The 24978-nt window shown below is 51.8% G+C and carries 22 protein-coding genes; 6 read left to right on the forward strand and 16 right to left on the reverse strand.

The genetic code is table 11. The features are described from left to right. Positions 1-23 precede the first annotated feature (23 nt). From JZ655_RS04470 to xseB, 4 genes are all read right to left on the reverse strand, one after another. Positions 24-998, reverse strand: coding sequence for an aldo/keto reductase (locus tag JZ655_RS04470; RefSeq protein WP_207293098.1), 975 nt, complete (start codon positions 996-998; stop codon positions 24-26). Between the two features lie 67 nt (positions 999-1065). Next, a complete protein-coding gene (dxs, locus tag JZ655_RS04475; RefSeq protein ID WP_040076929.1) occupies positions 1066-2928 on the reverse strand; it encodes a 1-deoxy-D-xylulose-5-phosphate synthase in 1863 nt (620 codons plus the stop codon). Positions 2929-2952: 24 nt separating this feature from the next. Continuing rightward, the gene (gene ispA / locus JZ655_RS04480) at positions 2953-3852 is read right to left on the reverse strand and encodes a (2E,6E)-farnesyl diphosphate synthase (protein ID WP_046884465.1); all 900 of its coding nucleotides are present in this window, start codon (positions 3850-3852) and stop codon (positions 2953-2955) included. Then, positions 3853-4095, reverse strand: coding sequence for an exodeoxyribonuclease VII small subunit (xseB, locus tag JZ655_RS04485; protein ID WP_207293099.1), 243 nt, complete (start codon positions 4093-4095; stop codon positions 3853-3855). A 190-nt stretch (positions 4096-4285) separates the two neighbouring features. Here xseB and thiI point away from each other — a divergent pair, with 190 nt between their 5' ends. Further along, positions 4286-5734, forward strand: a complete 1449-nt coding sequence (thiI, locus tag JZ655_RS04490) for a tRNA uracil 4-sulfurtransferase ThiI (protein ID WP_040076926.1) — start codon at positions 4286-4288, stop codon at positions 5732-5734. Positions 5735-5782: 48 nt separating this feature from the next. On the opposite strand, the gene yajL is transcribed toward thiI, so the two are convergent. Then, on the reverse strand, positions 5783-6373 hold the full coding sequence (yajL, locus tag JZ655_RS04495) for a protein deglycase YajL (protein WP_207293100.1): 591 nt from the start codon (positions 6371-6373) through the stop codon (positions 5783-5785). After that, on the reverse strand, positions 6336-7247 hold the full coding sequence (gene panE, locus JZ655_RS04500; protein ID WP_207293101.1) for a 2-dehydropantoate 2-reductase: 912 nt from the start codon (positions 7245-7247) through the stop codon (positions 6336-6338). The genes yajL and panE overlap by 38 nt, the downstream gene beginning before the upstream one ends. Positions 7248-7375: 128 nt before the next feature. Between panE and JZ655_RS04505 the strand changes: the two genes are divergently transcribed. Next, entirely contained in the window at positions 7376-7867 is a 492-nt protein-coding gene (locus tag JZ655_RS04505; RefSeq protein ID WP_207293102.1) for a YajQ family cyclic di-GMP-binding protein, read from the forward strand. Positions 7868-7897: 30 nt separating this feature from the next. Here JZ655_RS04505 and JZ655_RS04510 read toward each other — a convergent pair whose 3' ends face one another. From JZ655_RS04510 to JZ655_RS04555, 10 genes are all read right to left on the reverse strand, one after another. Next, on the reverse strand, positions 7898-9259 hold the full coding sequence (locus JZ655_RS04510) for an MFS transporter (RefSeq protein WP_046884461.1): 1362 nt from the start codon (positions 9257-9259) through the stop codon (positions 7898-7900). Positions 9260-10864: 1605 nt separating this feature from the next. Further along, positions 10865-12012 (reverse strand): IS3 family transposase gene (locus tag JZ655_RS04515; RefSeq protein ID WP_089620201.1). Its coding sequence is split into 2 segments (ribosomal slippage): positions 10865-11775 and positions 11775-12012, totalling 1149 coding nucleotides; the frame shifts between segments, so codons are not numbered across the junction. Between the two features lie 331 nt (positions 12013-12343). Then, on the reverse strand, positions 12344-12676 hold the full coding sequence (locus JZ655_RS04520) for a hypothetical protein (RefSeq protein ID WP_207293103.1): 333 nt from the start codon (positions 12674-12676) through the stop codon (positions 12344-12346). Positions 12677-12910: 234 nt separating this feature from the next. Then, complete coding sequence (cyoE, locus tag JZ655_RS04525) at positions 12911-13798, reverse strand: heme o synthase (protein ID WP_046884458.1); 888 nt, start codon at positions 13796-13798, stop codon at positions 12911-12913. Positions 13799-13809: 11 nt separating this feature from the next. Continuing rightward, positions 13810-14136 carry a cytochrome o ubiquinol oxidase subunit IV gene (locus tag JZ655_RS04530; RefSeq protein ID WP_040076916.1) on the reverse strand — a complete coding sequence of 109 codons (327 nt, stop codon included), beginning with the start codon at positions 14134-14136 and terminating at the stop codon, positions 13810-13812. Next, the gene (locus JZ655_RS04535; RefSeq protein ID WP_040076915.1) at positions 14136-14750 is read right to left on the reverse strand and encodes a cytochrome o ubiquinol oxidase subunit III; all 615 of its coding nucleotides are present in this window, start codon (positions 14748-14750) and stop codon (positions 14136-14138) included. Before JZ655_RS04535 ends, JZ655_RS04530 begins: the two co-directional genes overlap by 1 nt. Then, positions 14740-16731: a cytochrome o ubiquinol oxidase subunit I gene (gene cyoB, locus JZ655_RS04540; protein WP_046884457.1), complete on the reverse strand. Its 1992-nt coding sequence runs from the start codon at positions 16729-16731 to the stop codon at positions 14740-14742. The genes JZ655_RS04535 and cyoB overlap by 11 nt, the downstream gene beginning before the upstream one ends. Before the next feature lie 16 nt (positions 16732-16747). After that, positions 16748-17695: a cytochrome o ubiquinol oxidase subunit II gene (gene cyoA / locus JZ655_RS04545; protein WP_040076912.1), complete on the reverse strand. Its 948-nt coding sequence runs from the start codon at positions 17693-17695 to the stop codon at positions 16748-16750. A gap of 475 nt (positions 17696-18170) precedes the next feature. Then, positions 18171-19646, reverse strand: coding sequence for a muropeptide MFS transporter AmpG (gene ampG, locus JZ655_RS04550; protein ID WP_207293104.1), 1476 nt, complete (start codon positions 19644-19646; stop codon positions 18171-18173). Between the two features lie 48 nt (positions 19647-19694). Then, a complete protein-coding gene (locus JZ655_RS04555; protein ID WP_040076910.1) occupies positions 19695-20273 on the reverse strand; it encodes a lipoprotein in 579 nt (192 codons plus the stop codon). Positions 20274-20578: 305 nt separating this feature from the next. Between JZ655_RS04555 and bolA the strand changes: the two genes are divergently transcribed. From bolA to clpX, 4 genes are all read left to right on the forward strand, one after another. Further along, on the forward strand, positions 20579-20896 hold the full coding sequence (gene bolA, locus JZ655_RS04560; protein WP_040076908.1) for a transcriptional regulator BolA: 318 nt from the start codon (positions 20579-20581) through the stop codon (positions 20894-20896). A gap of 329 nt (positions 20897-21225) precedes the next feature. Further along, entirely contained in the window at positions 21226-22524 is a 1299-nt protein-coding gene (gene tig, locus JZ655_RS04565) for a trigger factor (protein ID WP_046884455.1), read from the forward strand. Positions 22525-22783: 259 nt separating this feature from the next. Then, positions 22784-23407: an ATP-dependent Clp endopeptidase proteolytic subunit ClpP gene (gene clpP, locus JZ655_RS04570; protein ID WP_003021624.1), complete on the forward strand. Its 624-nt coding sequence runs from the start codon at positions 22784-22786 to the stop codon at positions 23405-23407. A 128-nt stretch (positions 23408-23535) separates the two neighbouring features. Next, complete coding sequence (gene clpX, locus JZ655_RS04575; RefSeq protein WP_040076904.1) at positions 23536-24810, forward strand: ATP-dependent protease ATP-binding subunit ClpX; 1275 nt, start codon at positions 23536-23538, stop codon at positions 24808-24810. The last annotated feature ends 168 nt before the right edge of the window (positions 24811-24978 follow it).

Below are 24978 nucleotides of genomic sequence, written 5' to 3' on the forward strand. Positions count from 1 at the left end.
CTTGCGGGAGAGGGGGTTCGGGGTTATTTAAACCCCACGACCGGATGATGCTGATAGGGCGTCTCGAGTTCGGCGATCTGCTCCGGCGTAAGTGTTAGCTCAACCGCACGCAGCAACTCATCCAGCTGATCCTCGCGTGAAGCACCAATAATCGGTGCCGCTACCCCACGTTTACTCAGCAACCATGCCAGCGCCACCTGCGCGCGGGTTGCATGGGTCTCTTCTGCAATGGCGGCCAGACGTTCGGCGATCTGCGCATCGTTGGCGTCACTTTCTGAATAGAGGGTTTTGCCAAACTCATCCGAAACCGAGCGGGCCGTAGTCTCGCCCCAGGGACGAGTTAACCTGCCGCGCGCCAGCGGGCTCCAGGGGATCACCGCAACGCCTTCCTGATAGCAGAGCGGCAGCATCTCGCGCTCCTCTTCCCGATAGATGAGGTTATAGTGATTCTGCATTGTCACGAAGCGCGCCCAGCCATGTTGTGCCTGTAAATCCAGCGCCTGGGCAAACTGCGAAGCGTGCATGGAGGATGCGCCGATAAAACGTGCTTTCCCGGCTTTAACCACGTCGTTCAGCGCTTCGAGCGTCTCTTCGATAGGGGTGTTGTAATCCCAGCGATGGATTTGCAGCAGATCCACATAATCCATATTCAGCCGACGCAGGCTGTCGTCAATCGATCGCAGAATCTGTGCGCGGGAGAGCCCTTCCGGCAGGTCGCCTACCTGATGGTAAACCTTAGTGGCGACAACCACCTCGTCCCGACGTGCAAAGTCGCGCAGGGCGCGACCGACAATCTCTTCGCTGCTGCCGTCGGAATAGCTGTTTGCGGTATCAAAAAAGGTAATGCCGCCATCAAGGGCGTGCTTGATGAGCAGGCGACTGCTCTCTTCCGGCAGCGTCCAGGCGTGTTTACCCCGATCCGGCTCGCCAAATGTCATACAACCCAGACAAAGACGGGAAACCTTAAGGTCTGTTTTTCCTAATGTTGTATATTGCACGGTTCCACTCCTGCTGTTTTAAACATGAGGTTTAAGCATAGCAGGAGCGGAAAGGGGAGAGATGGGGTCAGGCCAGCCAGCTGCGAATTCTGGCTTCGATACCGGCGGCATCAAGACCAATTTCTGCGCGGGCTTCATCCTGGGTGCCCTGGGCAATGAAGTGATCCGGCAGACCAAGGTTCAACACCGGTACTGGCTTGCGGTTCGCCATCAGCACTTCGTTCACGCCGCTGCCCGCGCCGCCCATAATCGCGTTCTCTTCCAGCGTGACCAGCATCTCGTGACTGGCGGCCATTTCAAGGATAAGCGCTTCGTCGAGCGGCTTCACAAAGCGCATATCAACCAGAGTCGCGTTTAGCGCGTCGGCGGCCTGAGCGGCTTCCGGCATCAGCGTGCCGAAGTTCAGGATCGCGACCTTTTCACCGCGACGCCTGATGACGCCTTTGCCAATCGCCATTTTTTGCAGAGGTTCAAGCTCAACGCCCAGGGCGTTACCGCGCGGGTAGCGAACCGCACTTGGACCGTCCTGATAGTGATAGCCGGTAAACAGCATCTGACGACATTCGTTTTCATCAGACGGGGTCATGATCACCATGTCAGGAATACAGCGCAGGAACGACAGATCGAATGCGCCCTGATGGGTCTGGCCGTCGGCACCGACAATGCCTGCGCGGTCGATAGCAAACAGCACCGGCAGCTTCTGGATAGCCACGTCGTGGATCACCTGATCGTAGGCGCGCTGCAGGAAGGTGGAGTAGATCGCCACGATCGGCTTATAGCCGCCAATCGCCAGACCAGCCGCGAAGGTCACCGCGTGTTGCTCGGCGATCGCCACGTCAAAATATTGATCCGGATATTTTTTAGAGAACTCAACCATGCCGGAGCCTTCGCGCATGGCGGGCGTAACGGCCATCAGCTTGTTATCTTTCGCTGCGGTTTCACACAGCCAGTCACCAAAGATTTTGGAGTAGCTCGGCATGCCGCCGCTGCTTTTCGGCAGACAGCCGCTGGTAGGGTCGAACTTCGGTACCGCGTGGAAAGTGATCGGATCTTTTTCCGCCGGTTCGTATCCGCGACCTTTTTTGGTCATGATATGCAGGAACTGCGGGCCTTTGAGGTCTCGCATGTTCTTGAGCGTAGTGACCAGCCCCAGCACATCGTGGCCATCGACCGGACCGATATAGTTAAAGCCCAGCTCTTCAAACAGCGTGCCTGGCACGACCATGCCTTTGATATGTTCTTCCGTACGCTTGAGCAGCTCTTTGATCGGCGGTACACCGGAGAAGACTTTTTTACCGCCTTCACGCAGGGTGGAATAGAGCTTACCGGAGAGCAGTTGCGCCAGATGATTATTGAGCGCGCCGACATTCTCGGAGATCGACATTTCGTTGTCGTTCAGCACCACCAGCATATCCGGTTTGATATCGCCCGCATGGTTCATTGCCTCGAAGGCCATACCCGCGGTGATCGCCCCGTCACCAATTACGCAGACGGTACGGCGCTGCTTGTTCTCTTTCTCTGCCGCGACGGCAATGCCGATACCGGCGGAAATTGAGGTGGAGGAGTGACCGACGCTTAAGACGTCGTATTCGCTCTCACCGCGCCAGGGGAACGGATGCAGCCCCCCTTTCTGGCGAATGGTGCCAATTTTATCGCGACGGCCAGTAAGAATTTTATGCGGATAAGCCTGATGGCCAACATCCCAAATCAGCTGATCGAAGGGGGTATTGTAGACGTAGTGCAGCGCTACGGTGAGCTCCACCGTGCCAAGCCCGGAGGCGAAGTGGCCGCTGGAACGACTTACGCTGTCGAGCAGATAGCGACGTAACTCATCGCACAGCTTCGGCAGGCTCTCTTTCGGCAACAGACGCAACTCCTGGGTGGAGTCAACCAACGCCAGTGTCGGGTATTTGGCAATATCAAAACTCATCAAAGGCTCATCGAGATATATAGTTTATTTATCACGCTGGATTATGTAGTCCGCTAGCGCTTCCAGTGCCGAGGTGTCCAGTGACTGCGCGGCCAGTTCATTTAGCGACTGGCGGGCATCATCAATCAGATCCCGGGCTTTACGTTGGGCTTGCTCAAGACCCAACAGGGCGGGGTAGGTACTTTTGCCAAGCTGCTGATCGGCACCCTGACGTTTACCCAATATTGCAGTATCGCCCACGACATCCAGAATGTCATCCTGAACCTGGAAAGCCAGACCGATACTTTCTGCGTAGCGATCCAGGATCGGCAGGGCGTTACGCCCTTGTTCGCCCGCGCTCAATGCTCCCAGACGAACGGCGGCGCGAATCAGTGCCCCGGTCTTGTGGCGATGAATGCGTTCCAGCTGTTCCAGCGTCACCTGGCGCCCTTCGGCTTCCAGATCCAGTGCCTGACCGCCGCACATACCCGCCACGCCGCTGGCCTGCGCCAGTTCGGAGATCATGGCCAGACGGTCACGATCGGCCACCTCTGCCATCGGCGCATCACTCAGGATAGCAAACGCCAGGGTTTGTAGCGCATCGCCCGCCAGAATGGCATTCGCTTCGCCAAACTTAATGTGGCAGGTTGGCTGGCCGCGGCGCAGATCGTCATCATCCATCGCCGGTAAATCGTCGTGCATTAATGAGTAAGCATGAATACACTCAACGGCGGCCGCGGGGGCGTCCAGCGTTCCGGTGCTGATACCAAACATGTTGCCGGTGGCATAGACCAGGAACGGGCGCAGACGTTTGCCGCCCAACAGTGCGCCATAGTGCATGGCGCCGACCAGCGGAGTGTTCTGAAAAGGCTGTGGCTCAATGAAACGGCGAAGCGCGTCGTTAGCACGCTCGACGCACGTCTGAAGCTGATTCGCAAAATCCATTTACTCAGCGTCCGGTGTAAAAGGGGTGGGGGCAGCATCTTCGCTATTAGTAAGCAGGATCTGCACGCGCTGTTCAGCTTGCTGCAGCTTAACTTGGCCCTGACGCGCCAGCTGCACGCCGCGCTCGAACTCATTCAGCGCCTCTTCCAGCGGCAGATCGCCATTTTCCAGACGGGTAACGATTTGCTCTAGTTCACCCAGCGTAGTTTCGAAACTGGCGGGTGCGTCATTTTTCTTTGGCATAGTGAATTGACTCTACTGTTTTTGCCTGTTCATGGTAACGGACTCAGGCTGATAAGCAAATAACGCGCAATATGCACAGGAGCCGCGCGATGGTGGTATACTTGCGCGCCTGGATGCAGTCTTCGGTATAGGGGCTGCTGTACTTTTCCATCACAAGCCTCTCAGGGCTTGCCAAAGAACCATTGCCGCCATGAAGTTTATCATTAAATTGTTCCCTGAAATCACCATCAAAAGCCAATCTGTGCGTTTGCGCTTTATTAAAATTCTGACCGGGAACATTCGTAACGTATTAAAGCACTATGACGAAACCCTCGCTGTGGTTCGCCACTGGGACCACGTTGAAGTGCGCGCCAAAGATGAAAATAAGCGTATTGATATTCGCGATGCGCTCACCCGTATTCCGGGCATCCACCATATTCTGGAAGTTGAGGACGTGCCGTTCACGTCTCTTCATGACATCTTCGAGAAGGCGCTGGCGCAGTACCGCGACCAGATCGAAGGCAAAACCTTCTGCGTTCGCGTAAAGCGCCGCGGTAAACATGAATTTAGCTCAATTGAAGCTGAACGCTATGTGGGCGGCGGGCTGAATCAGCACGTTGAATCGGCGCGCGTGAAGCTGACCGACCCGGATGTGACCGTTCACCTTGAGATCGAAAACGATCGCCTGTTGCTGGTGAAAGGGCGCTACGAAGGGATTGGCGGTTTCCCCATCGGTACCCAGGAAGATGTGCTGTCGCTTATCTCCGGTGGGTTCGACTCCGGCGTATCCAGCTATATGCTTATGCGTCGCGGTTGTCGTGTGCACTACTGTTTCTTTAATCTGGGTGGCGCCGCGCATGAAATCGGCGTTCGTCAGGTTGCACACTATCTGTGGAACCGCTTTGGTAGCTCCCACCGCGTGCGTTTTGTGGCGATAAACTTCGAACCCGTGGTCGGCGAGATCCTCGAGAAAGTGGAAGATGGCCAGATGGGGGTGATACTGAAGCGCATGATGGTGCGTGCGGCCTCCCAGGTTGCTGAGCGCTACGGCGTGCAGGCGCTGGTCACCGGCGAAGCGCTGGGACAGGTTTCCAGCCAGACGCTGACCAACCTGCGCCTGATCGACAACGTCTCTGATACTCTGATTCTCCGCCCGCTGATCTCTCACGATAAAGAGCATATCATCGACCTGGCGCGTGAAATCGGTACCGCTGACTTCGCCCGCACCATGCCGGAATATTGTGGCGTGATTTCAAAAAGTCCAACGGTGAAAGCGGTGAAGGGAAAAATCGAAGCGGAAGAAGAAAACTTCGACTTCAGTATCCTGGATAAAGTGGTCGCCGAAGCGTCCAATATCGATATTCGCGAAATTGCTCAGCAGACCGAGCAGGACGTTGTGGAAGTGGAAACCGTGAAAGGTTTTAGCGCTAACGATGCGATTCTGGATATCCGCTCTATTGATGAACAGGATGACAAACCACTGCAGGTTGAGGGTGTGGAGGTGGTTTCACTGCCATTCTACAAACTGAGCACGAAGTTTGGTGACCTCGACCAGAACAAAACGTATTTGCTGTGGTGTGAGCGTGGGGTGATGAGCCGCCTGCAGGCGCTCTATCTCCGCGAACAGGGCTTTGCCAACGTGAAGGTGTATCGCCCGTAAGGTGTATCGCCCGCAATACGATAACGGCAACCTCAGGGTTGCCGTTTTTTATTCGTAGTAATTATAAATGCCCGCCGCCATAACCAGTTGAGATGCCACTTCATGGGCTTTCTCGCGTCCAGCCAGTAGCTGAATAATCTTCAGCGCAAAATCAATCGATGTACCCGGCCCCTGGCTGGTTAACAGATTGACGCGCGGATCCCAGACCACGCGTTTATCCACCCATTGCTCTTCGGGGATACGATCTTTAAGCGTCGGGAAACCCGTCATGTTGCCGACAGGAAACAGGTTATGAGGCACAAGCACCGTGCCCGCTGCGGCGCAAATGGCCGCGACGATACGCCCGGAAAGATGGAACTGACGCACGGTCTCTACCAGCAGGGGGCTGTCCCGAAAACACTCTGCCCCCTTCAGGCCACCCGGTAACACGATGATGTCGTAATCACCATCCGCCACCTCTACCAGCGGGGCATCGGCCAGGAGCTTCACGCCGCGTGAACAGACAATTGCCAGGTTACCATCGCTGGCTACGCTGGCGGTGGTAACGTTAATGCCGCCGCGCACCAGTAAATCAATGGTCGTGACTGCTTCGGTCTCTTCGCTACCAGGGGCGAGGCATACCAGTGCCGACGCGCTCATACTCACTCTCCTTACGTTTAACCATGTCATACAGACGGGCGTTTTCCGGCACGCTAATGCCGTGGGCTCGCGCTCGTTTAAGTAAATACCCGGTAATATAATCGATCTCAGTGTGACGCTGGGCACGCACATCCTGCAGCATTGAAGAGATATTTTCTGCTGTACTTTCAATAACCTGATCGACGTAATAACGGAGATCGTCAGCGGAGGTGTGTAAGCCTTCTCGCTCCACCACCGACGCGACCTCCGCGCAGAGCGTGGCCACCAGCTGCGGATGATTTTTTAATTCGCCGTTTGGACAATTCCAGAGCGCCGTCAGGGGATTGATCACGCAGTTTACCGCCAGCTTACGCCAGAGCTGTGGACGAATATGATTATGCCAGGCCACATCGGGTAAAACGTCCTGCAGCGTATCGGCCAGGTAGCTGTAATCCCCATCCTGCGCCCGGGCCGGGCCAATATGGGTGACGCCGCCCGCGACGTGAACAATGATATTGCCATCGCGCCGCGCCGCGTGCGTGGTGGTGGCCATCAAAAGCGGCTGGTGGATACTTTTTAGCTCATCAATGGTGCCCATACCGTTATGCAGCAACAACACAGGGGATGAGGCGGGTAGCGTGGCGGCCAGCGCTTTAACGGCATCGGAAACTTGCCAGGCCTTCAGGGTCACCAGCAGCATATCGCTCTGGGCGAGAAAATCGGGATCGTTGGCGGTAAGCGATTCATTAAAAATCGTCCCGTCCTCTTCAATCAGGTTCACACTGCAATAAGGCTGGGGCACGCGCAACCAACCCTGAACATCGTGACCATGCTTACGCAGCGCAGTAAGCCAAAGCTGGCCCAGGGCTCCGCATCCAAGCACAGTAATTTTCATTGTTCCTCCTCACCTGCAACTGCGCCAGGTGTTACGGCCTAAGTATAGCGCCGCCAGCTAAGCTTCTGTTGAGTTATGCCTCGTAGCGGGTATTATGCAACGCAACAAATATGAAGGGAGAAGAAAAGATGCCATCTTTCGATATTGTTTCTGAAGTGGACATTCAGGAAGTGCGTAACGGCGTGGATAACGCTAGCCGTGAAGTCGAGTCACGTTTCGATTTTCGGGGCGTTGAGGCCACTTTCGAGCTGAATGACGCAAATAAGAGCATTAAGGTGCTCAGCGAGTCCGATTTCCAGGTAAACCAGTTGCTGGATATTTTGCGTGCCAAGCTGCTGAAACGCGGCATTGAAGGTACCTCACTGGATGTTCCGGAAGAGTTCGTCCACAGTGGTAAAACCTGGTTTGTTGAAGCCAAACTGAAGCAGGGCATTGAGAGCGCGGTGCAGAAGAAAATCGTTAAGCTCATCAAAGACAGCAAGCTGAAAGTGCAGGCGCAAATCAAGGGTGAAGAGATTCGCGTAACCGGTAAATCCCGTGACGATCTGCAGTCCGTGATGGCTCTGGTGCGAGGCGGCGATCTGGGGCAGCCGTTCCAGTTTAAAAACTTCCGTGATTAATAAAAAAGCCCGGTCGGACCGGGCTTTTTTTTAGGCTTTCACTGCCTGCTCCACTTCGAAACGGTTAGTCACCTTGCTGTCAATTTTGACGTAGGCACTGCGCTCTTCCGCGGCAATAAGAACTTCACTTACGCCTTCAGTGGATTCAAGACGCTGTTTCAGCGCTTCACTTATCTCAACGCCATCAGGAATTTCGATCCGCAGGCTGCTTACGTAACGGGGCTCTTTCATGGTGGTGGCAACAAACAGCCAGACCATGGCCAGCAGTGCGCCCGCGAGGAAGACCGTTTGTGAGTCAAACAGACCATCTACCCAGCCCCCAAGCGAGCCGCCAATGGCCACCCCAAGAAACTGGCTGGTGGAATAAATGCCCATCGCCGTCCCTTTATAACCGGCCGGAGACTCTTTACTGATCAGCGACGGCAGCAGCGCTTCCATCAGGTTAAAAGCGAGGAAGAAGAGTTGTACGCCGGCTACCAGCTCCCAAAAGTGCGGGCCGGAGCCCCAAAGTACGATCTCGGCAATGAGCAATATCGCCACGCAACCGATAAAGACGCGCTTCATCTTACGCTTCACTTCGGCATAGATAATAAATGGCACCACCGAGACGAACGAAATCAGCATCGTCACGAGGTAAATCTTCCAGTGCTCTGCCGCCGGAAAACCTGCCGCGGCAAGCTGTCCTGGCAGGGCGACAAAGGTCGACATCAGCAGAATATGCAGGCACATAATGCCGAAGTTAAGCTTGAGCAGGCGCGGCTCCATGAGCACTTTGCTGAAGCAGCCTTTCACCATCCCCGACTCACGGTTAAGGACGTGATTTTTACTGTCCGGCACTACCCACAGCGTTAAGGCAATACCGATAGTCGCCAGTATGGCAATCATCCAGAACAGGGCATGCAGACCCAGCTTGTGCGTAATAACCGGGCCGAGCACCATCGCTATGGCAAAGGTAACCCCGAAACTCACGCCAATAAAGGCCATTGCTTTGGTGCGGTTTTGTTCGCGCGTTAAGTCTGACAACAGTGCCATCACGGCGGCGGCTATCGCGCCGGAACCTTGCAGCGCGCGGCCAAGAATAATACCCCAGATAGAGTGGGAGAGGGCGGCGATAACGCTACCCAGCACGAAGACCAGCAATCCGCCCACAATTAACGGCTTGCGACCTACGCGGTCAGAGAGCAGACCGAAGGGGATCTGGAAGATGGCCTGGGCCAGGCCATAGATGCCAATCGCCAGACCAATCAATGCTTCGCTGGCACCCTGCAGCGCCATACCATACGTAGTCAGAACGGGCAGGACCATAAACATGCCGAGCATACGCAGTGAGAAAACAGTCCCTAAACCCCAGGTGGCGCGCAACTCGCCCGGCGTCATTTTATAATCGTTCATTACCACCTCAACCTAAAAGCAGGCCATAGTTTAGGTGGGGTGATAAGTGCGGTAAATAGATGTTTGTTAAAATATATTAAGTAAACGTTAATGTTAGCGTTTTTCAGCCAGATAAATGTGGGCATTGAGGCACGAAATGCAAAATTGTAACGTTAGCAGAGTCAAGAAAGGCTTCCGTCTTGTTAACCTTTATCTCTCTTGATGTGTTTGAATCAAATCTCTTCCAATCGAATGCGGTAGTGTTCAGGCATTATCTTGTTCGCCCAAAGAATTCATAACAGTAATAAGTTTGGCTATCCGCGTCGTAGATGAAGGGGATTAACGATCTCTTTACCCGTTATAAGTTATTTAAAAATTTATGGCGGCTATCTGCTGCAAACGCAAAGTCATGGGCATAGTGATGCTGTCATGCAGGTGATTGCACTGATAATCCGCATTGACTGGAATAAAATATATTTATCCAATTTATAAGTCTGATACTAACATTTTTATTCCGAATGTGTTCTTTTGACCTGCTTCGATAGAGTGGATTCAATATAAATAGGATATTTAAACGACAGAATTATTGAAGGTATATAATAGTTTCTTGCACTGTATTTATCGATAGCTGTGAAAAGGATATTCATTTTGGGTTTACAAGAGCGGTGTGCCGAAAACGGTTTTAACGCTAAAGCGACGATTTTACTGAGTAACTTTTTAGAATAACGAAATGTATTAATGGTGCGAAAAGCAGACTAATTGAATATAAACATAATATGAAGCATGTTGTTTTTATCTCTTCAGTATGTGAAATGGATATGAATATACGGCGATGAAAGTTTTAGATAAAACGTGATTTACTTCATTAATGGTTCATTTTGGCTGCATGTAATTGAAAAACATAACTTTGTTTTGTGTTTTTTAATTGATAAATAGTTGCGGCTAAATTCATTCTCATTTTTTTATATAATTCATTAAGAAAAGTGTTGATTCACGTTTTCGTCACAGAATTCAGTGCTTATTCACTATTGTATTAATCTCGTTGCGATTAAAATTCTGCTGTCAAAGAGGTTGGGTGACATTATACATTATTTAGATGTTCGATTTGAACATCTAACAAAGAAGATCTGCATCGAAATTTTGCTCAGTAACTATACGTGTCCTGAACAGGGAGGCGTGAGTTCTCAGGCATATTTACTTTGTGGTGAAGCTATTGGGTGGTGTTAATTGTTGCGCCATGAAATTAGTTTCATTAAGGGCGGATTTAAATTCATTATTTTGCCTGATCTTTTTGAGTTAATGAGGTCGGCATGGCATGACCTTGTAGCATAGTTTATTAACACATAATTGAATGTACCTGCGGCATGAAATGGCCAAAAGGGAGACGCTTTTGAATTAAAGTTCAGTGTTGGGTTTCCTTTGGTCTGGGTATTAACAACATAATTTTTACTTGATAGGTTTATATGAAAAATAGCGAAAACAAATGTAAGGCAATCAGATTAAATCCTATTGCTGCTTCACTGTTAATGCTGATGCCAGTAATGGCGCAGGCGGCCGATATTACAATGGTTGATGGCAATGTAACCAGAGCAGCTAACGGTACAACTATGAATCGCCACAGATAATCTAGACACTTCCGAGCCGCTGATAATATTGTTTTTCGTATTCAGTTGGTGGCATATGATCACTCGAACCATGCCGACGCTTACTGTTATAAAATATTTCGATGTAATCAAAAATATCACCGCGAGCTTCTTCTCGCGTTCCGTAGATCTTTTTCTTTATCCGTTCACGTTTCAGTAGCTGGAAAAAACTTTCTGCGACTGCGTTGTCATGACAGTTACCGCGACGGCTCATACTGCCCTCCAGCCCGTGTGATTTCAGGAACGACTGCCACTCATAGCTTGTGTACTGACTGCCTTGATCAGAATGAACCAGCACCTGCTTTTGAGGATTACGTCGCCACACGGCCATCAGAAGTGCATTCAGGACAATATCCTTTGTCATCCGGGGCTGCATTGACCAGCCAATAACTTTGCGCGAGAACAGGTCAACAACCACAGCCAGATACAGCCAGCCTTCGTGAGTCCGGATGTAGGTGATGTCCGTTACCCAACGCTCATCCGGTGCTTCCGGGTTGAACTGCCGCTGGAGCCTGTTGGGCGTCACGATGCTGGTTTCACCCTTACGTGCCCGTGGGCTACGGTACCCGACCTGAGCCCTTATCCCGGCACGCTTCATCAGTCGCCAGACACGGTTAACTCCGCACTGTTGTCCGGTATCCCGCAGGTCGAGGTGGATCTTGCGATAACCATAAACGCAACCCGACTCCAGCCAGAACTGCTTTATCAGCCCCGTCAGCCTCAGGTCAGCATGATGCCGCCGTGAATCCGGCTGCTGAAGCCAGGCGTAAAAACCACTCGGATGCACATCCAGCACCCGACAAAGCAGTCGGACAGGCCAGCAATAGGTGTTGTCACGGATAAAGGCGTACCTCAGTCGGACAGCTTTGCGAAGTACGCCGCGGCTTTTTTTAATATGTCCCGTTCGTCGGTAACCCGCTTCAGCTCTTTCTGGAGGCGTCGGATCTCAGCCTGAGCGTCTGACTGGACTTTATTGGTTGAGGAATCCGGGCCATATGCCTTTATCCAGGCATAAAGACTGTGGGTGGTGATACCGAGACGTGTTGCCACGCTGGAAACAGAATGGCCGCGATCAACAACCTGTTTTACCGCTTCAATTTTAAACTCTTCGGGATAACGCTTACCGCTCATGGGCACCTCTCTTTAAGTCATCTTAAATGACTCTGAGGTGTCTGTTAAACCCGTGGCGATTCAAACGTCATTATTGCATGGCCGCTCTTATCCACGGCGGACATGTAGTGATATAAAACGCTGCTTATAACAGGTGAGGGGCAGTATGCTACATTCCCCGGCGTCTCGTAGGTGCAGGTTATGATGCCGGGCTTGCCAGCAATGCCAGAGTAGTCTGCCTGAGATAACGACTGAGGTATCCTTGCTGATGCGTTAGTTCAGAGAGTAAAGTGAATAAAACCGCTAATTTTCTCTGGCAGGCAGCTTTACCTGCCAGAAATTTCACCCTGCGTCAGGCAGAGGCAGCATCAATAAATTTATTCCAGTCATTTCCGGCATTACTGACGAAGTTAGACCAACTGTCTCCAGCGGTACTGGTAAAGTTATTCCAGTTACTGGATCCAGTCGAAACGACAGATGTCCAGCTGGACTGGCTAATCACATACTTACCGAACTCCAGTGCGCTATCGGCGACAAAATGCGTAAATGCCGTACCAGACGTCCAGACAAACGAGGCAAAACCGATGCCTGAATTAAAAACAAAGCTGGAAAACCCGGTGACGGCGCCAAAGAGATCGAAGCCCCCTGAGACATATTCCATTTCAATTATAGATAATTCTTTCATGTTTATTCCCTTAATAAATAATCCTGAATACATCAGTTATGTATCCATTTCGGGAGGCTAACACTGTCGATAGCGTTAAGCTATAGCGTCTTCAAAACTAAGAATTAGTAAATATACAGGGGTCACCTTGCATACTCTTAGCCTGGCATATGACCGTGACATCCTTGTCAGAACCTTACGCAATAAAAAAAGCCCCGGGCGCAGGCCCGAGGCTTTTTTAACAGCATCCTGAACTTACCAGACGTAAGTGAGCAGGCTGTGTGAATCCGGTACCATAAAATCGACGGACATCATCACGCTCAATGCGGTAATAGCAATGATAGAGAAGCCGAACAGCTTACGCGCCCAGACCTTATCATCTTCCACTTTATAACCGCGCAGTGCCATGCCCAGCCACCAAACGCTCACGGCGGCAGCGACAACCAGATATTTATATCCAGCGTAACCGCCCAAAGAGAGCATCAGCGTCGCGATAGCGAAGGCAATGATATAAAGCGTGATATGGTTTTTGGCGACCGAAATGCCTTTCACGACCGGCAGAACCGGGATGTTCGCAGCCTGATAATCCTTAAAGCGGAAAATCGCAATGGCATAGGAGTGCGGCATCTGCCACAGGCTAAAGATAGCCAGCAGGATGAGCGCACCGCTGTCGAACTCGTTAGTGACCGCGCAGTAGCCAATCACCGGCGGCGCAGCGCCGGAGAGTGAACCAATCAGCGTACCGTAAACGGAGTGACGTTTCATATACAGGCTGTAGATGCCTACATAAACCACGAAACCCATCACCCCCAGCCAGCAGGCCAGAGGATTAGCACCGAACCACAGCAGCATAAAGCCAGCAATACCCAGCAAGGTGGCGTACACCAGCGAGACGGAAGGGGACATCAGGCCTTTTACCAGCACCCGGTTCTTAGTCCTTTCCATCTTCCTGTCGATATCCATGTCGATGTAGTTATTAAATACACAACCGGACGCAACCACCAGCGACACCCCAACCAGCGTATTGATAAAGAGGGTGTAATCAATGCTGCCCTTAGAGGCCAGCAGGAACCCTCCGATCACGGAGATCAGGTTGCCAAAGATGATGCCTGGTTTCGTAACTTGCAGGTATTGCTTAAACATACTCGCCGCTCTTAGTGAACCATCATGTTGTAGTTGAGGTTCCACATGATCCAGATGGAGCCGACTACCAGGATTGCGATGATAATCACAGTAAAGACGAAGGCCGTCATGTTCCAGCCTTCATCAGACTTGGTGTTCATGTGCAGGAAGCAAACCAGATGCACCAGAATCTGAATCACCGCGGTCACCAGGATTGCGCCCAGAATAACCGGCTTAGAAGCAGAACCGCTCATCACCATCCAGAAGGGGATAACCGTCAGGATGATCGACAGGATGAAACCTGTCATATAGGTTTTTACGCTGCCATGGGAAGCGCCATGATCGTTAGAATGACTCATTACATCGCCCCCATCAGATACACAACAGAGAACACACAGATCCAAACCACATCCAGGAAGTGCCAGAACAGGCTCAGGCACATAATACGGGTGCGGTTGGTGCTCGTCAGGCCACGACGGGATACCTGGAACATCAGTACCGCCATCCAGATCAGGCCTGAGGTTACGTGCAGACCGTGGGTACCCACCAGCGCGAAGAACGCGGACAGGAAGCCACTACGATCCGGGCCGAAACCTTCAGCAATCAGGTGATGGAATTCATAGATTTCCATCCCGATGAAGCCCGCACCAAACAACCAGGTCAACGCCAGCCAGGAGACAACCTGGCTCTTGTTGTTTTTATACATGGCAATAGCGGCCATGCCGTAGGTGATGGAGCTGAACAGCAGCAGTGCGGTTTCAACCAGAACGAACGGCAGTTCAAAGATGTCCTTACCGGTCGGGCCGCCCGCTGTGCCGTTCACCAGAACGGCATAGGTTGCGAACAGACAGCAGAACAGAATGCAGTCGCTCATCAGGTAGATCCAGAAACCGAAAACTTTCATCGGTCCTGTATCGTGGTGCGCGTGTTCATGCGCATGGGCAGTTGAGTGCGCCAGAGTATCAGTTGCCATTTTTCAGCCCCGCTTTAGCAATCTCGTCGAAATGCTGGTTTTCCAGTTTTTCAACTTCACGGACTGGTACGTAGTAGTCCACGTCCTCGTCAAAGCTCTTCACAATCCAGCTAATTACGATGCCAGCAAAGCCAACAATCGCCAGCCACCAGATGTGCCAGATCATTGCGAAACCAAATACCGTAGCGAAGGCGGCAATCACAATGCCCGCACCGCTGTTTTTCGGCATGTGGATCTCTTCGTAATGTGCTGGTTGCTTGTACGCTTCACCTTTTTCTTTCATTTCCCAGAATGCGTCGCGCTCATGAATCTGCGGCACAATGGCGAAGTTATAGAACGGAGGTGGAGAAGAGGTTGCCCACTCCAGCGTACGGCCACCCCATGGGTCACCGGTCAGGTCACGGTTCTGGTCGCGGTCGCGAATAGAGACGTAGAACTGAATCAGCTGAGAAGCAATACCACAGGCAATCAGTACCGCACCGCCTGCTGCAATCATCAGCATTGGGTGGAACTGTGGATCAATCTGCTGGCTAAGACGACGGGTCATACCCATGAAGCCCAGCACGTACAGCGGCATAAATGCAACGAAGAAGCCGATGATCCAGAACCAGAAGGCGCGTTTACCCCATTTTTCGTTCAGGGTGAAACCGAACGCTTTTGGCCACCAGTAAGTCACACCTGCGAAGCAACCGAAGACCACACCGCCGATGATAACGTTATGGAAGTGGGCAATCAGGAACAGACTGTTGTGCAGTACGAAGTCTGCACCCGGTACTGCCAGCAGTACGCCGGTCATCCCACCAACGGAGAAGGTCACGATGAAGCCGATAGTCCACAGCATCGCTGAGTGGAACTGGATACGGCCCTGGTACATGGTGAACAGCCAGTTGAAGATCTTCACCCCGGTCGGGATGGCGATAATCATTGTGGTAATACCGAAGAAGGCGTTTACGTTCGCGCCCGCACCCATGGTGAAGAAGTGGTGCAGCCAAACGATGAACGACAGAACGGTAATACACACGGTTGCCCACACCAGCGAGGTGTAACCAAACAGGCGTTTACGCGAGAAGGTTGCTGCGATTTCGGAGAAGACACCGAACACTGGCAGAACCAGGATGTACACTTCCGGGTGACCCCAGGCCCAAATCAGGTTGATGTACATCATCATGTTGCCACCCATATCGTTTGTGAAGAAATGGGTGCCCAGATAACGATCCAGGGTCAGCAGCGCGACGGTGACAGTCAGAATTGGGAAGGAGGCAATAATCAGGATGTTGGCGCACAGAGATGCCCAGGTAAATACCGGCATCTTGAACATGGTCATGCCAGGGGCACGCATCTTGATAATCGTCACAAAGAAGTTAATACCGGTCAGGGTCGTACCGACACCGGAGAGCTGAAGCGCCCAAATCCAGTAATCAACACCGACACCAGGACTGTACTCAATTCCCGAAAGCGGCGGGTAGGCCAGCCAGCCGGTCTGCGCGAATTCGCCCACACCCAGTGACAGGTTTACCAGGATTACGCCAACAACGGTGAACCAGAAGCTCAGGTTGTTCAGGAACGGGTAAGCAACGTCGCGCGCACCGATTTGCAGCGGTACTACAACGTTCATCAGACCGATTACCAGCGGCATCGCCACGAAGAAGATCATGATAACGCCGTGAGCGGTAAAGATCTGATCGTAGTGGTGCGGTGGCAGGAAGCCAGCTTCACCAGCAGAGGCGAGCGCCTGCTGGCTACGCATCATGATCGCATCCGCAAAGCCACGAATTAACATGACGATACCGACGATGCAGTACATGATACCGAGTTTTTTGTGGTCAACCGAAGTCAGCCACTCATTCCACAGGTAGCTCCACTTACCGAAGTAAGTGATCAGGCCAACTAAAGCCGCACCACCAATGATAATTGCAGCAATCGTAACCATGATAATGGGTTCATGGTACGGCACTGCATCCAGTGTCAATTTTCCGAACATTTTCTTCCTCGGCCCCTTAGTGAGCGGTTTCCGCGTGGCTCATGTCCATGCCTTCCATCCCTTCGTGCGAGCTATGCTCACCTTCAGGCTGGGTCACGTCCATGCTCTTGCCATGATCCATAAATTTGCCAATCACATCTTTGAACAAATTCGGTTTCACGTCAGAGAAGTACTCCACCTTGTTATATTCGCTAGGTGTTGCCACTTTTTCGAATGCCGCCATGTCAGACATGGTGTTCGTAGACTGCTTCGCTTTTTCAACCCACTGGTCGAAGGCGGCGCGGTCAGGAGTGGCAATGGCTTTGAACTTCATACCAGAGAAGCCTGGGCCACTGTAGCTGGCGGAGATACCATCGTAGGTGCCTGCTTCATTCGCGATCAGATGCAGGTTAGTCTGCATACCGGCCATCGCGTAAATCTGGCTACCCAGACGCGGAATAAAGAAGGAGTTCATCACGGAGTTCGAGGTCACTTTGAATTCCACCGGAGTGTTCGCCGGGAAGGCGATTTCATTCACGGTAGCAATGCCCTGTTCCGGGTAGATGAAGAACCATTTCCAGTCCATGGAGACCACTTCAATGGTAATAGGTTTCTCATCGTGAACCAGCGGTTTGCTTGGCTCGAGTGCGTGAGTGGTTTTCCATGTCAGCACAGCGAGGAACAGGATGATCAGGATAGGAACCGTCCAGACCACAGCTTCAACTTTGTTGGAGTGTGACCAGTTAGGGCTATACTTCGCATCTTTATTGCTCGCACGGTACTTCCAGGCGAAACCAACTGCCATCAAAATGGCAGGAATAACGACGATCATCATCAGGCCGAAAGCCGTCAGAATCAGGGAACGTTGTTCCAGTCCAATCTGTCCTTTGGGGTCTAGAAGTGCAGAATCACAGCCACTGAGTAAAACAGTGCCTGCAATTAACGACAACCATCCCAAACCTTTATTGTATTTCCTAAGTGTCATTTAACGACCTCAATTCCACGGGGACCTGGTGGCGTTTAAAGTGTGGGGGCATTTTACGGGAAGGTTACATTACTGTAAACATCATTAGCCCTGTGTCAGGAAGGTGTTACCGGGTTCTGCCGCACATGTCACATGTGTTGCAAAACGTGTCTAATTTTAAGACAAAAGTCGCGTGTTATGGGCGTTATAACGAAACAGTTTCTGAAACCGGTGCCAGGCGGGGAATTGGTATAACCATTGCAAAAAATACACAAATAATTAACAAATGATTATCAATAAAAGGACATTTAAAAAACGATAAATTAAACTTTCATCAGCTGAATCGTTTAATGAAAATAGAGTTTATTATCGCTTCCAGTAATTTCCAAATTTCTATTGCGCACGAAACAACAAATATATTTTTTCATTCACTAGGGTTATTTGCCGTTATAATTTCACACTGTTATTACAACGGCAAATAACCTTTTCTTCTGGATTAGGCCATCTGATGTCTGCGCAGCGCCAGGTAATCCAGCACCGCACCGATAAGGATACCCGTCACCGCCAGTAGGGCACCTACGTCGAGCAGAAGATCGGCCATCGGCAAGGCGAGCGCGGTGAGTGCATTGACGATCAACACCAGCAGCCAGACGCCGAGTAACGCACAGCCGGCCATCAGCATGCGCAGAGCAAAACGGTACGCGGAAGGGAAGTCACTTCTCGGCATGAATTGCTCCGTTTGCTGGGTATATTCCAGTGAGCGGCGGCAAATTAGTAAAAGGATCAACCCGGGAACGGCGGCGATAACCGAGAACAGATAGAACTGAGGCCAGCCGTGCGCTTCAACGAACCAGCCTGCCAGCGGGCCGACGTACACCCGGCCAACCGCCGAAAGGGCAGAGAGCAGCGCAAACTGGGTGGCTGAAAAGGATTTGTTGCACAGCGTCATCAGCAGGGCCACAAAGGCAGCTGTGCCCATACCCCCGCACAGATTTTCAAAGAAGACCGCGGCTGCCATGCTCATCATCTGCTTATCGGTCACTGACAGTAACCAGTAACCCGCGTTGGAGATGCCCTGCAGAATGCCAAAGATCAGCAGTGCACGGAAAAGCGTTAAACGCTGCATCAAAACTCCGCCGTACAGCGCACCCACAATCGTGGCGATCAGCCCCAGGGTTTTATTCACCACGCCCACTTCGCCGGCATCAAAACCGACGCCACGAATAAGAAAGGTGGTGGTGAGGCTCATGGCAAACGCATCGCCCAGTTTGTAGAGCACAATCAACAGCAGGATCAGCCAGGCGTTATTACGGGCAAAGAAGTCACGTAGCGGCTCGGCCACGGCCTGCTCGAGCGTGCGCGGCACCGGAATAATATCGTCTGGTTCGGGCGCGAGTAGGGTGGCGATCATGCAGGGGATGATTAACGCGGCCATAAGCCAATACATGCCGTGCCAGCCGAGATAACGGTCAGCCAGCCAGAGCGCCAGTCCACCAGATACCAACATTCCCAGCCGATAGCCCAGAACGCTGATCGCCGCGCCTGCCCCGCGCTCTTCTGCAGGCAGCACGTCGGTTTTCCAGGCATCAAAGACAATATCTTGCGACGCCGAGCAGAAGGCGATGACCACCGCCAGCGCTGCCATCCAGCGTAGCTGTGAAGAGGGATCAAGGAAACCCATCCCGGCGATGGCCAGTAAGAGCATCGCCTGCGTTATCAACAGCCAGCCCCGGCGACGGCCGAGCAACGGTGGCGTGTAGCGGTCCATCACCGGCGACCAGAGGAATTTAAAGACGTAAGCCTGGCCGACCAGAGAGAAGAAGCCGATAGTCTTAAGATCGATGTTCTCAACCGTCATCCAGGCTTGCAGGGTGCCGGAGGTCAAAGCGAGGGGCAAACCGGAGGCGAAGCCGAGGATCAGCAAAATCGCTGATTTAGGTTGCTGGAAAATGCGTAAGTATTGGCTGGACATGTATGCAATGAGAACTGACCCGGCGAAGTGCCGGGTCAGTGAACAGAATTAACGCGCGTTCTGTTTGATGAATTCATGAATGCTGGTGTCCTGCGCCATATCGGCGATGGTATCAGTCAGCACGCTGTTAACCGCATTGGCAATATTTTTGTTGGTGGCCTGGAAGGCGCCTTCAACGGAATAGCTTGCACGGTAGTTTTTGTTCATCTTATTGCCGTTCTTCGCGGTTGCGATGATGGCGATATCTGCTTTGGTGGAGATGTTGTAGCGTACGTTGCCCTGAGAGACATCGGCATACAGATTGTTGACGATAATCTGCAGATCAACCGCACCGCTTGGGCCAATCATGTAGCCGCGGGAGGTCATTTGCTTCTCAAGCACTTCCTGCAGCAAGAAGCGCAGGTCGCGGGATGCGGTCAGGGTAACCAGCTGGTTATCGCGGGTCACTTTCGCCAGAGCCTGGTCGCGGCGCTGGTCAGCGCCATTGATGCTTACGGTCACGCCCATCAGGCTTGGATCCTGCTGCGGCAGGGAAATTTTTGGCGAAACGTCAATGGTGGTTGGCGGTGTGGCGCAGCCGGCCAGCATGAAAAGTGCGACAAGCGGGAAAAGGAGTTTTTTTAACATGTTCGGGGTCTCTACGGATCGTAAGCATAAATAGACAAAAATTGCCGCCATCATAACATCGCCAACGGCGAGGGGAAGTGGTCAACGCATGTAAATTCATCGTCTTGACTGAAATCTGACCACCTGAACACAATTCCTTATGCCCCTTGGGCAAAACGCATGAGTCTCTTATAGGACTTCATCCCTTTGAATGAGAAAATCAGACGAAAGCTAAATTTTTGTTGTCTTCTTGTTATGCAAGCGGTAAAAGCGGCTAACATTTAAAGGGATGGGTGACATCTCAGCGTTGTCGGAGGAGTAATTTCATGATGATACGTGAACAGATCGAAGATAAATTAAGGGCAGCGTTCGAACCCGTGTTCCTCGAAGTCGTCGACGAGAGCTATCGTCATAACGTACCGGCAGGCTCCGAAAGCCATTTCAAAGTGGTGCTGGTGAGCGATCGTTTTGCCGGTGAGCGATTCCTTAATCGCCATCGTATGATCTACGGTACGTTGACGGAGGAGCTTTCATCTACCGTACATGCGCTGGCGCTGCACACTTACACTATTAAGGAGTGGAAGGGCCTGCAGGATACCATCTTCGCGTCGCCACCGTGCCGCGGAGCCGGGACTATCGCGTAGTAAATCCCGTTTGCAACAGCGGGAGCTTTTCCAGTATGTTGCATAAAGATTACGTCAAAACGGCCTGCGGGCCGTTTTGTTTTGTCCGGGTTTTGAACCGGTAACGCGATTTTTAGGCGAAAAATAGCCAGAAATTGTGAAAAAAGCCGCAGCAACATGCGGCAACCGTTCTCGACTCACCTAAGTGATGCCGCTATAATGCCGCGTCTTAATGTATGTCTTCGGGATGATTCTGGCGACAGGGAATGTGAATCTGCACTAAGAGAGCATCCCGGCAAACTGACAGATTCAGAGTTGACCGAGCACTGTGATTTTTTTGAGGTAACAAGATGCAAGTTTCAGTTGAAACCACTCAAGGCCTTGGCCGCCGTGTAACGATTACTATCGCTGCTGACAGCATCGAAAACGCTGTTAAGAGCGAGCTGGTCAACGTCGCGAAAAAAGTCCGTATTGACGGCTTCCGTAAGGGCAAAGTCCCAATGAATGTTGTTGCTCAGCGTTATGGCGCTTCTGTACGTCAGGACGTGCTGGGCGAGCTGATGAGCCGTAACTTTATCGACGCCATCATCAAAGAAAAAATCAATCCAGCTGGCGCACCGAACTATGTTCCGGGCGAATACAAACTGGGCGAAGACTTCACCTACTCTGTAGAGTTCGAAGTTTACCCGGAAGTTGAGCTGAAAGGTCTGGAATCCATCGAAGTTGAAAAACCGGTTGTTGAAGTGACCGATACCGACGTTGACGGCATGCTGGACACCCTGCGTAAGCAGCAGGCAACCTGGAAAGACAAAGACGGCGCTGCTGATGCAGAAGACCGCGTCACCGTAGACTTCAGCGGTTCTGTCGACGGCGAAGAGTTCGAAGGCGGTAAAGCGTCTGACTTCGTACTGGCTATGGGCCAGGGTCGTATGATCCCAGGCTTTGAAGACGGTATCAAAGGCCACAAAGCTGGTGAAGAGTTCACCATCGACGTGACCTTCCCGGAAGAGTACCACGCTGAAAACCTGAAAGGTAAAGCAGCGAAATTCGCGATCAACCTGAAGAAAGTGGAAGAGCGTGAACTGCCAGAGCTGACTGAAGAGTTCATCAAACGTTTCGGCGTTGAAGATGGTTCCGTAGCGGGTCTGCGTGCTGAAGTGCGTAAAAACATGGAGCGCGAGCTGAAAGGCGCCGTGCGTAACCGCGTTAAGTCTCAGGCGATCGACGGTCTGGTTAAAGCGAACGAAATCGATATCCCTGCAGCCCTGATCGACAGCGAAATCGACGTTCTGCGTCGCCAGGCTGCTCAGCGTTTCGGTGGTAACGAGAAACAAGCGCTGGAACTGCCACGTGAACTGTTCGAAGAGCAAGCGAAACGTCGCGTTGTTGTTGGCCTGCTGCTGGGCGAAGTGATTCGTACCCACGAACTGAAAGCTGACGAAGAGCGCGTAAAAGGCCTGATCGAAGAGATGGCTTCCGCTTACGAAGATCCAGCAGAAGTGGTTGAGTTCTACGGCAAGAACAAAGAGCTGATGGACAATATGCGTAATGTTGCTCTGGAAGAGCAGGCTGTAGAAGCCGTTCTGGCAAAAGCTAAAGTGACTGAAAAAGCCACTTCTTTCAACGAACTGATGAACCAGCAGGCGTAATTCCGCCGCGTTTGTTTAAAGTTTGTACAAAAACCCGTTGCCTTCCGGCGGCGGGTTTTTTTTATCACACTAATAGCCCAGGAAGAGTGCTAAAACGCCCTTTCAGTGTTAGCGTAACAGCAAAAGATTGTTATGCTTGAAATAGGGCGATGCCACCCCCATCTGTGGGAAAGTAGTATTAAAGAGACTGGCTGATAATCCGTCCACAAGGTTACAATCAGTACAGCAGGTATTTTCATTTTTTATCCAGGAGACGGACATGTCATACAGTGGCGAACGAGATAACTTTGCACCCCACATGGCGTTGGTGCCAATGGTTATTGAACAGACATCGCGCGGTGAACGTTCATTTGATATCTATTCCCGTCTGCTGAAAGAACGCGTTATCTTCTTGACCGGCCAGGTGGAAGACCATATGGCTAACCTGATCGTAGCGCAGATGCTGTTTCTGGAAGCGGAAAACCCGGAAAAAGACATTTACCTGTATATTAATTCTCCAGGCGGTGTCATTACTGCTGGCATGTCCATCTATGACACCATGCAGTTCATCAAACCGGACGTTAGCACCATCTGTATGGGCCAGGCGGCATCAATGGGTGCTTTCCTGCTGACGGCTGGCGCTAAAGGCAAGCGCTTCTGCCTGCCGAACTCCCGCGTGATGATTCACCAGCCGCTGGGCGGCTACCAGGGTCAGGCGACGGATATTGAAATCCACGCCCGTGAAATCCTGAAAGTAAAAGGGCGCATGAATGAACTTATGGCGCACCACACGGGTCAATCTTTAGAGCAGATCGAGCGTGACACCGAGCGCGATCGCTTCCTCTCCGCATCAGAGGCAGTTGAGTACGGCTTAGTCGACTCCATTTTGACCCATCGTAATTGATGCCCACGGCGCGCGTGTGCCGCTATACTAAGGTAGGGCGGCATTTTGCTTCATTAGAAGCATGCGCCTCAGAATGGCATTTGCGTCGTCATGTGCGGCACAAAGAACTTAAAAAGAGGTTTTGACTCATGACAGATAAACGCAAAGATGGTTCGGGCAAACTGCTGTACTGCTCTTTTTGCGGCAAAAGCCAGCATGAAGTGCGCAAACTGATTGCCGGGCCGTCCGTGTATATCTGCGATGAATGTGTCGATTTATGTAACGACATCATTCGCGAAGAGATTAAAGAAGTTGCTCCGCATCGTGAACGCAGCGCGTTGCCGACACCGCATGAGATCCGTCATCACCTTGATGACTATGTCATCGGTCAGGAACAGGCTAAGAAAGTCCTGGCTGTGGCGGTGTATAACCACTACAAACGTCTCCGTAATGGCGACACCAGCAATGGTGTTGAGCTTGGCAAAAGTAACATTCTGCTGATTGGACCAACGGGTTCCGGTAAAACGTTGCTGGCAGAGACGCTGGCGCGCCTGCTGGATGTTCCGTTCACCATGGCGGACGCTACCACATTGACCGAAGCCGGTTATGTGGGTGAAGACGTTGAAAATATTATTCAGAAGCTGCTGCAGAAGTGCGATTACGACGTGCAGAAAGCCCAGCGCGGTATCGTTTATATCGATGAGATCGACAAAATCTCGCGTAAATCCGATAACCCGTCCATCACCCGCGATGTGTCCGGTGAAGGGGTTCAGCAGGCTCTGTTGAAACTGATTGAAGGCACCGTGGCTGCGGTTCCGCCGCAGGGTGGCCGTAAACATCCGCAGCAGGAGTTCCTGCAGGTTGATACCTCCAAGATCCTGTTCATCTGTGGTGGTGCGTTTGCCGGTCTGGACAAAGTGATCTCCCACCGTGTAGAAACTGGCTCTGGTATTGGTTTTGGCGCCACGGTGAAAGGAAAATCTGAAAAAGCGAACGAAGGTGAGCTGTTAGCGCAGGTTGAGCCAGAAGATCTGATCAAATTTGGTCTGATCCCTGAGTTCATTGGTCGTCTGCCGGTTGTGGCGACACTGAGCGAGCTGAGCGAAGACGCTCTGATTCAGATCCTGAAAGAGCCGAAAAACGCCCTGACGAAACAGTATCAGGCGTTGTTCAACCTTGAAGGTGTTGACCTGGAGTTCCGTGACGAAGCGCTGGATGCGATTGCCAAGAAAGCCATGGCCCGTAAAACCGGTGCCCGTGGTCTGCGTTCAATCGTTGAAGCCGCGCTGCTCGATACCATGTACGACCTTCCTTCTATGGAAGAGGTCGAGAAAGTGGTTATCGATGAGTCCGTGATTGCAGGCCAAACTAAGCCGCTGCTGATTTATGGCAAACCAGAAGCGCAGCAGGCTTCTGGCGAATAATTCACCAACTCATACAATCAGTTAATCAAAAAGGGGGGATTTTATCCCCCCTTTTATTTTTCCGTATTCATGACGTTGAATGTGTGGGAAACATCCCCATATACTGGATTACATGTTAATGGTTGGGTGAAGCACAGTCACGCAGCCTGATTACCTGGCGGACACTAA

This window comes from Leclercia pneumoniae, from assembly GCF_017348915.1.
Classification (GTDB): Bacteria; Pseudomonadota; Gammaproteobacteria; order Enterobacterales; family Enterobacteriaceae; genus Enterobacter; species Enterobacter pneumoniae.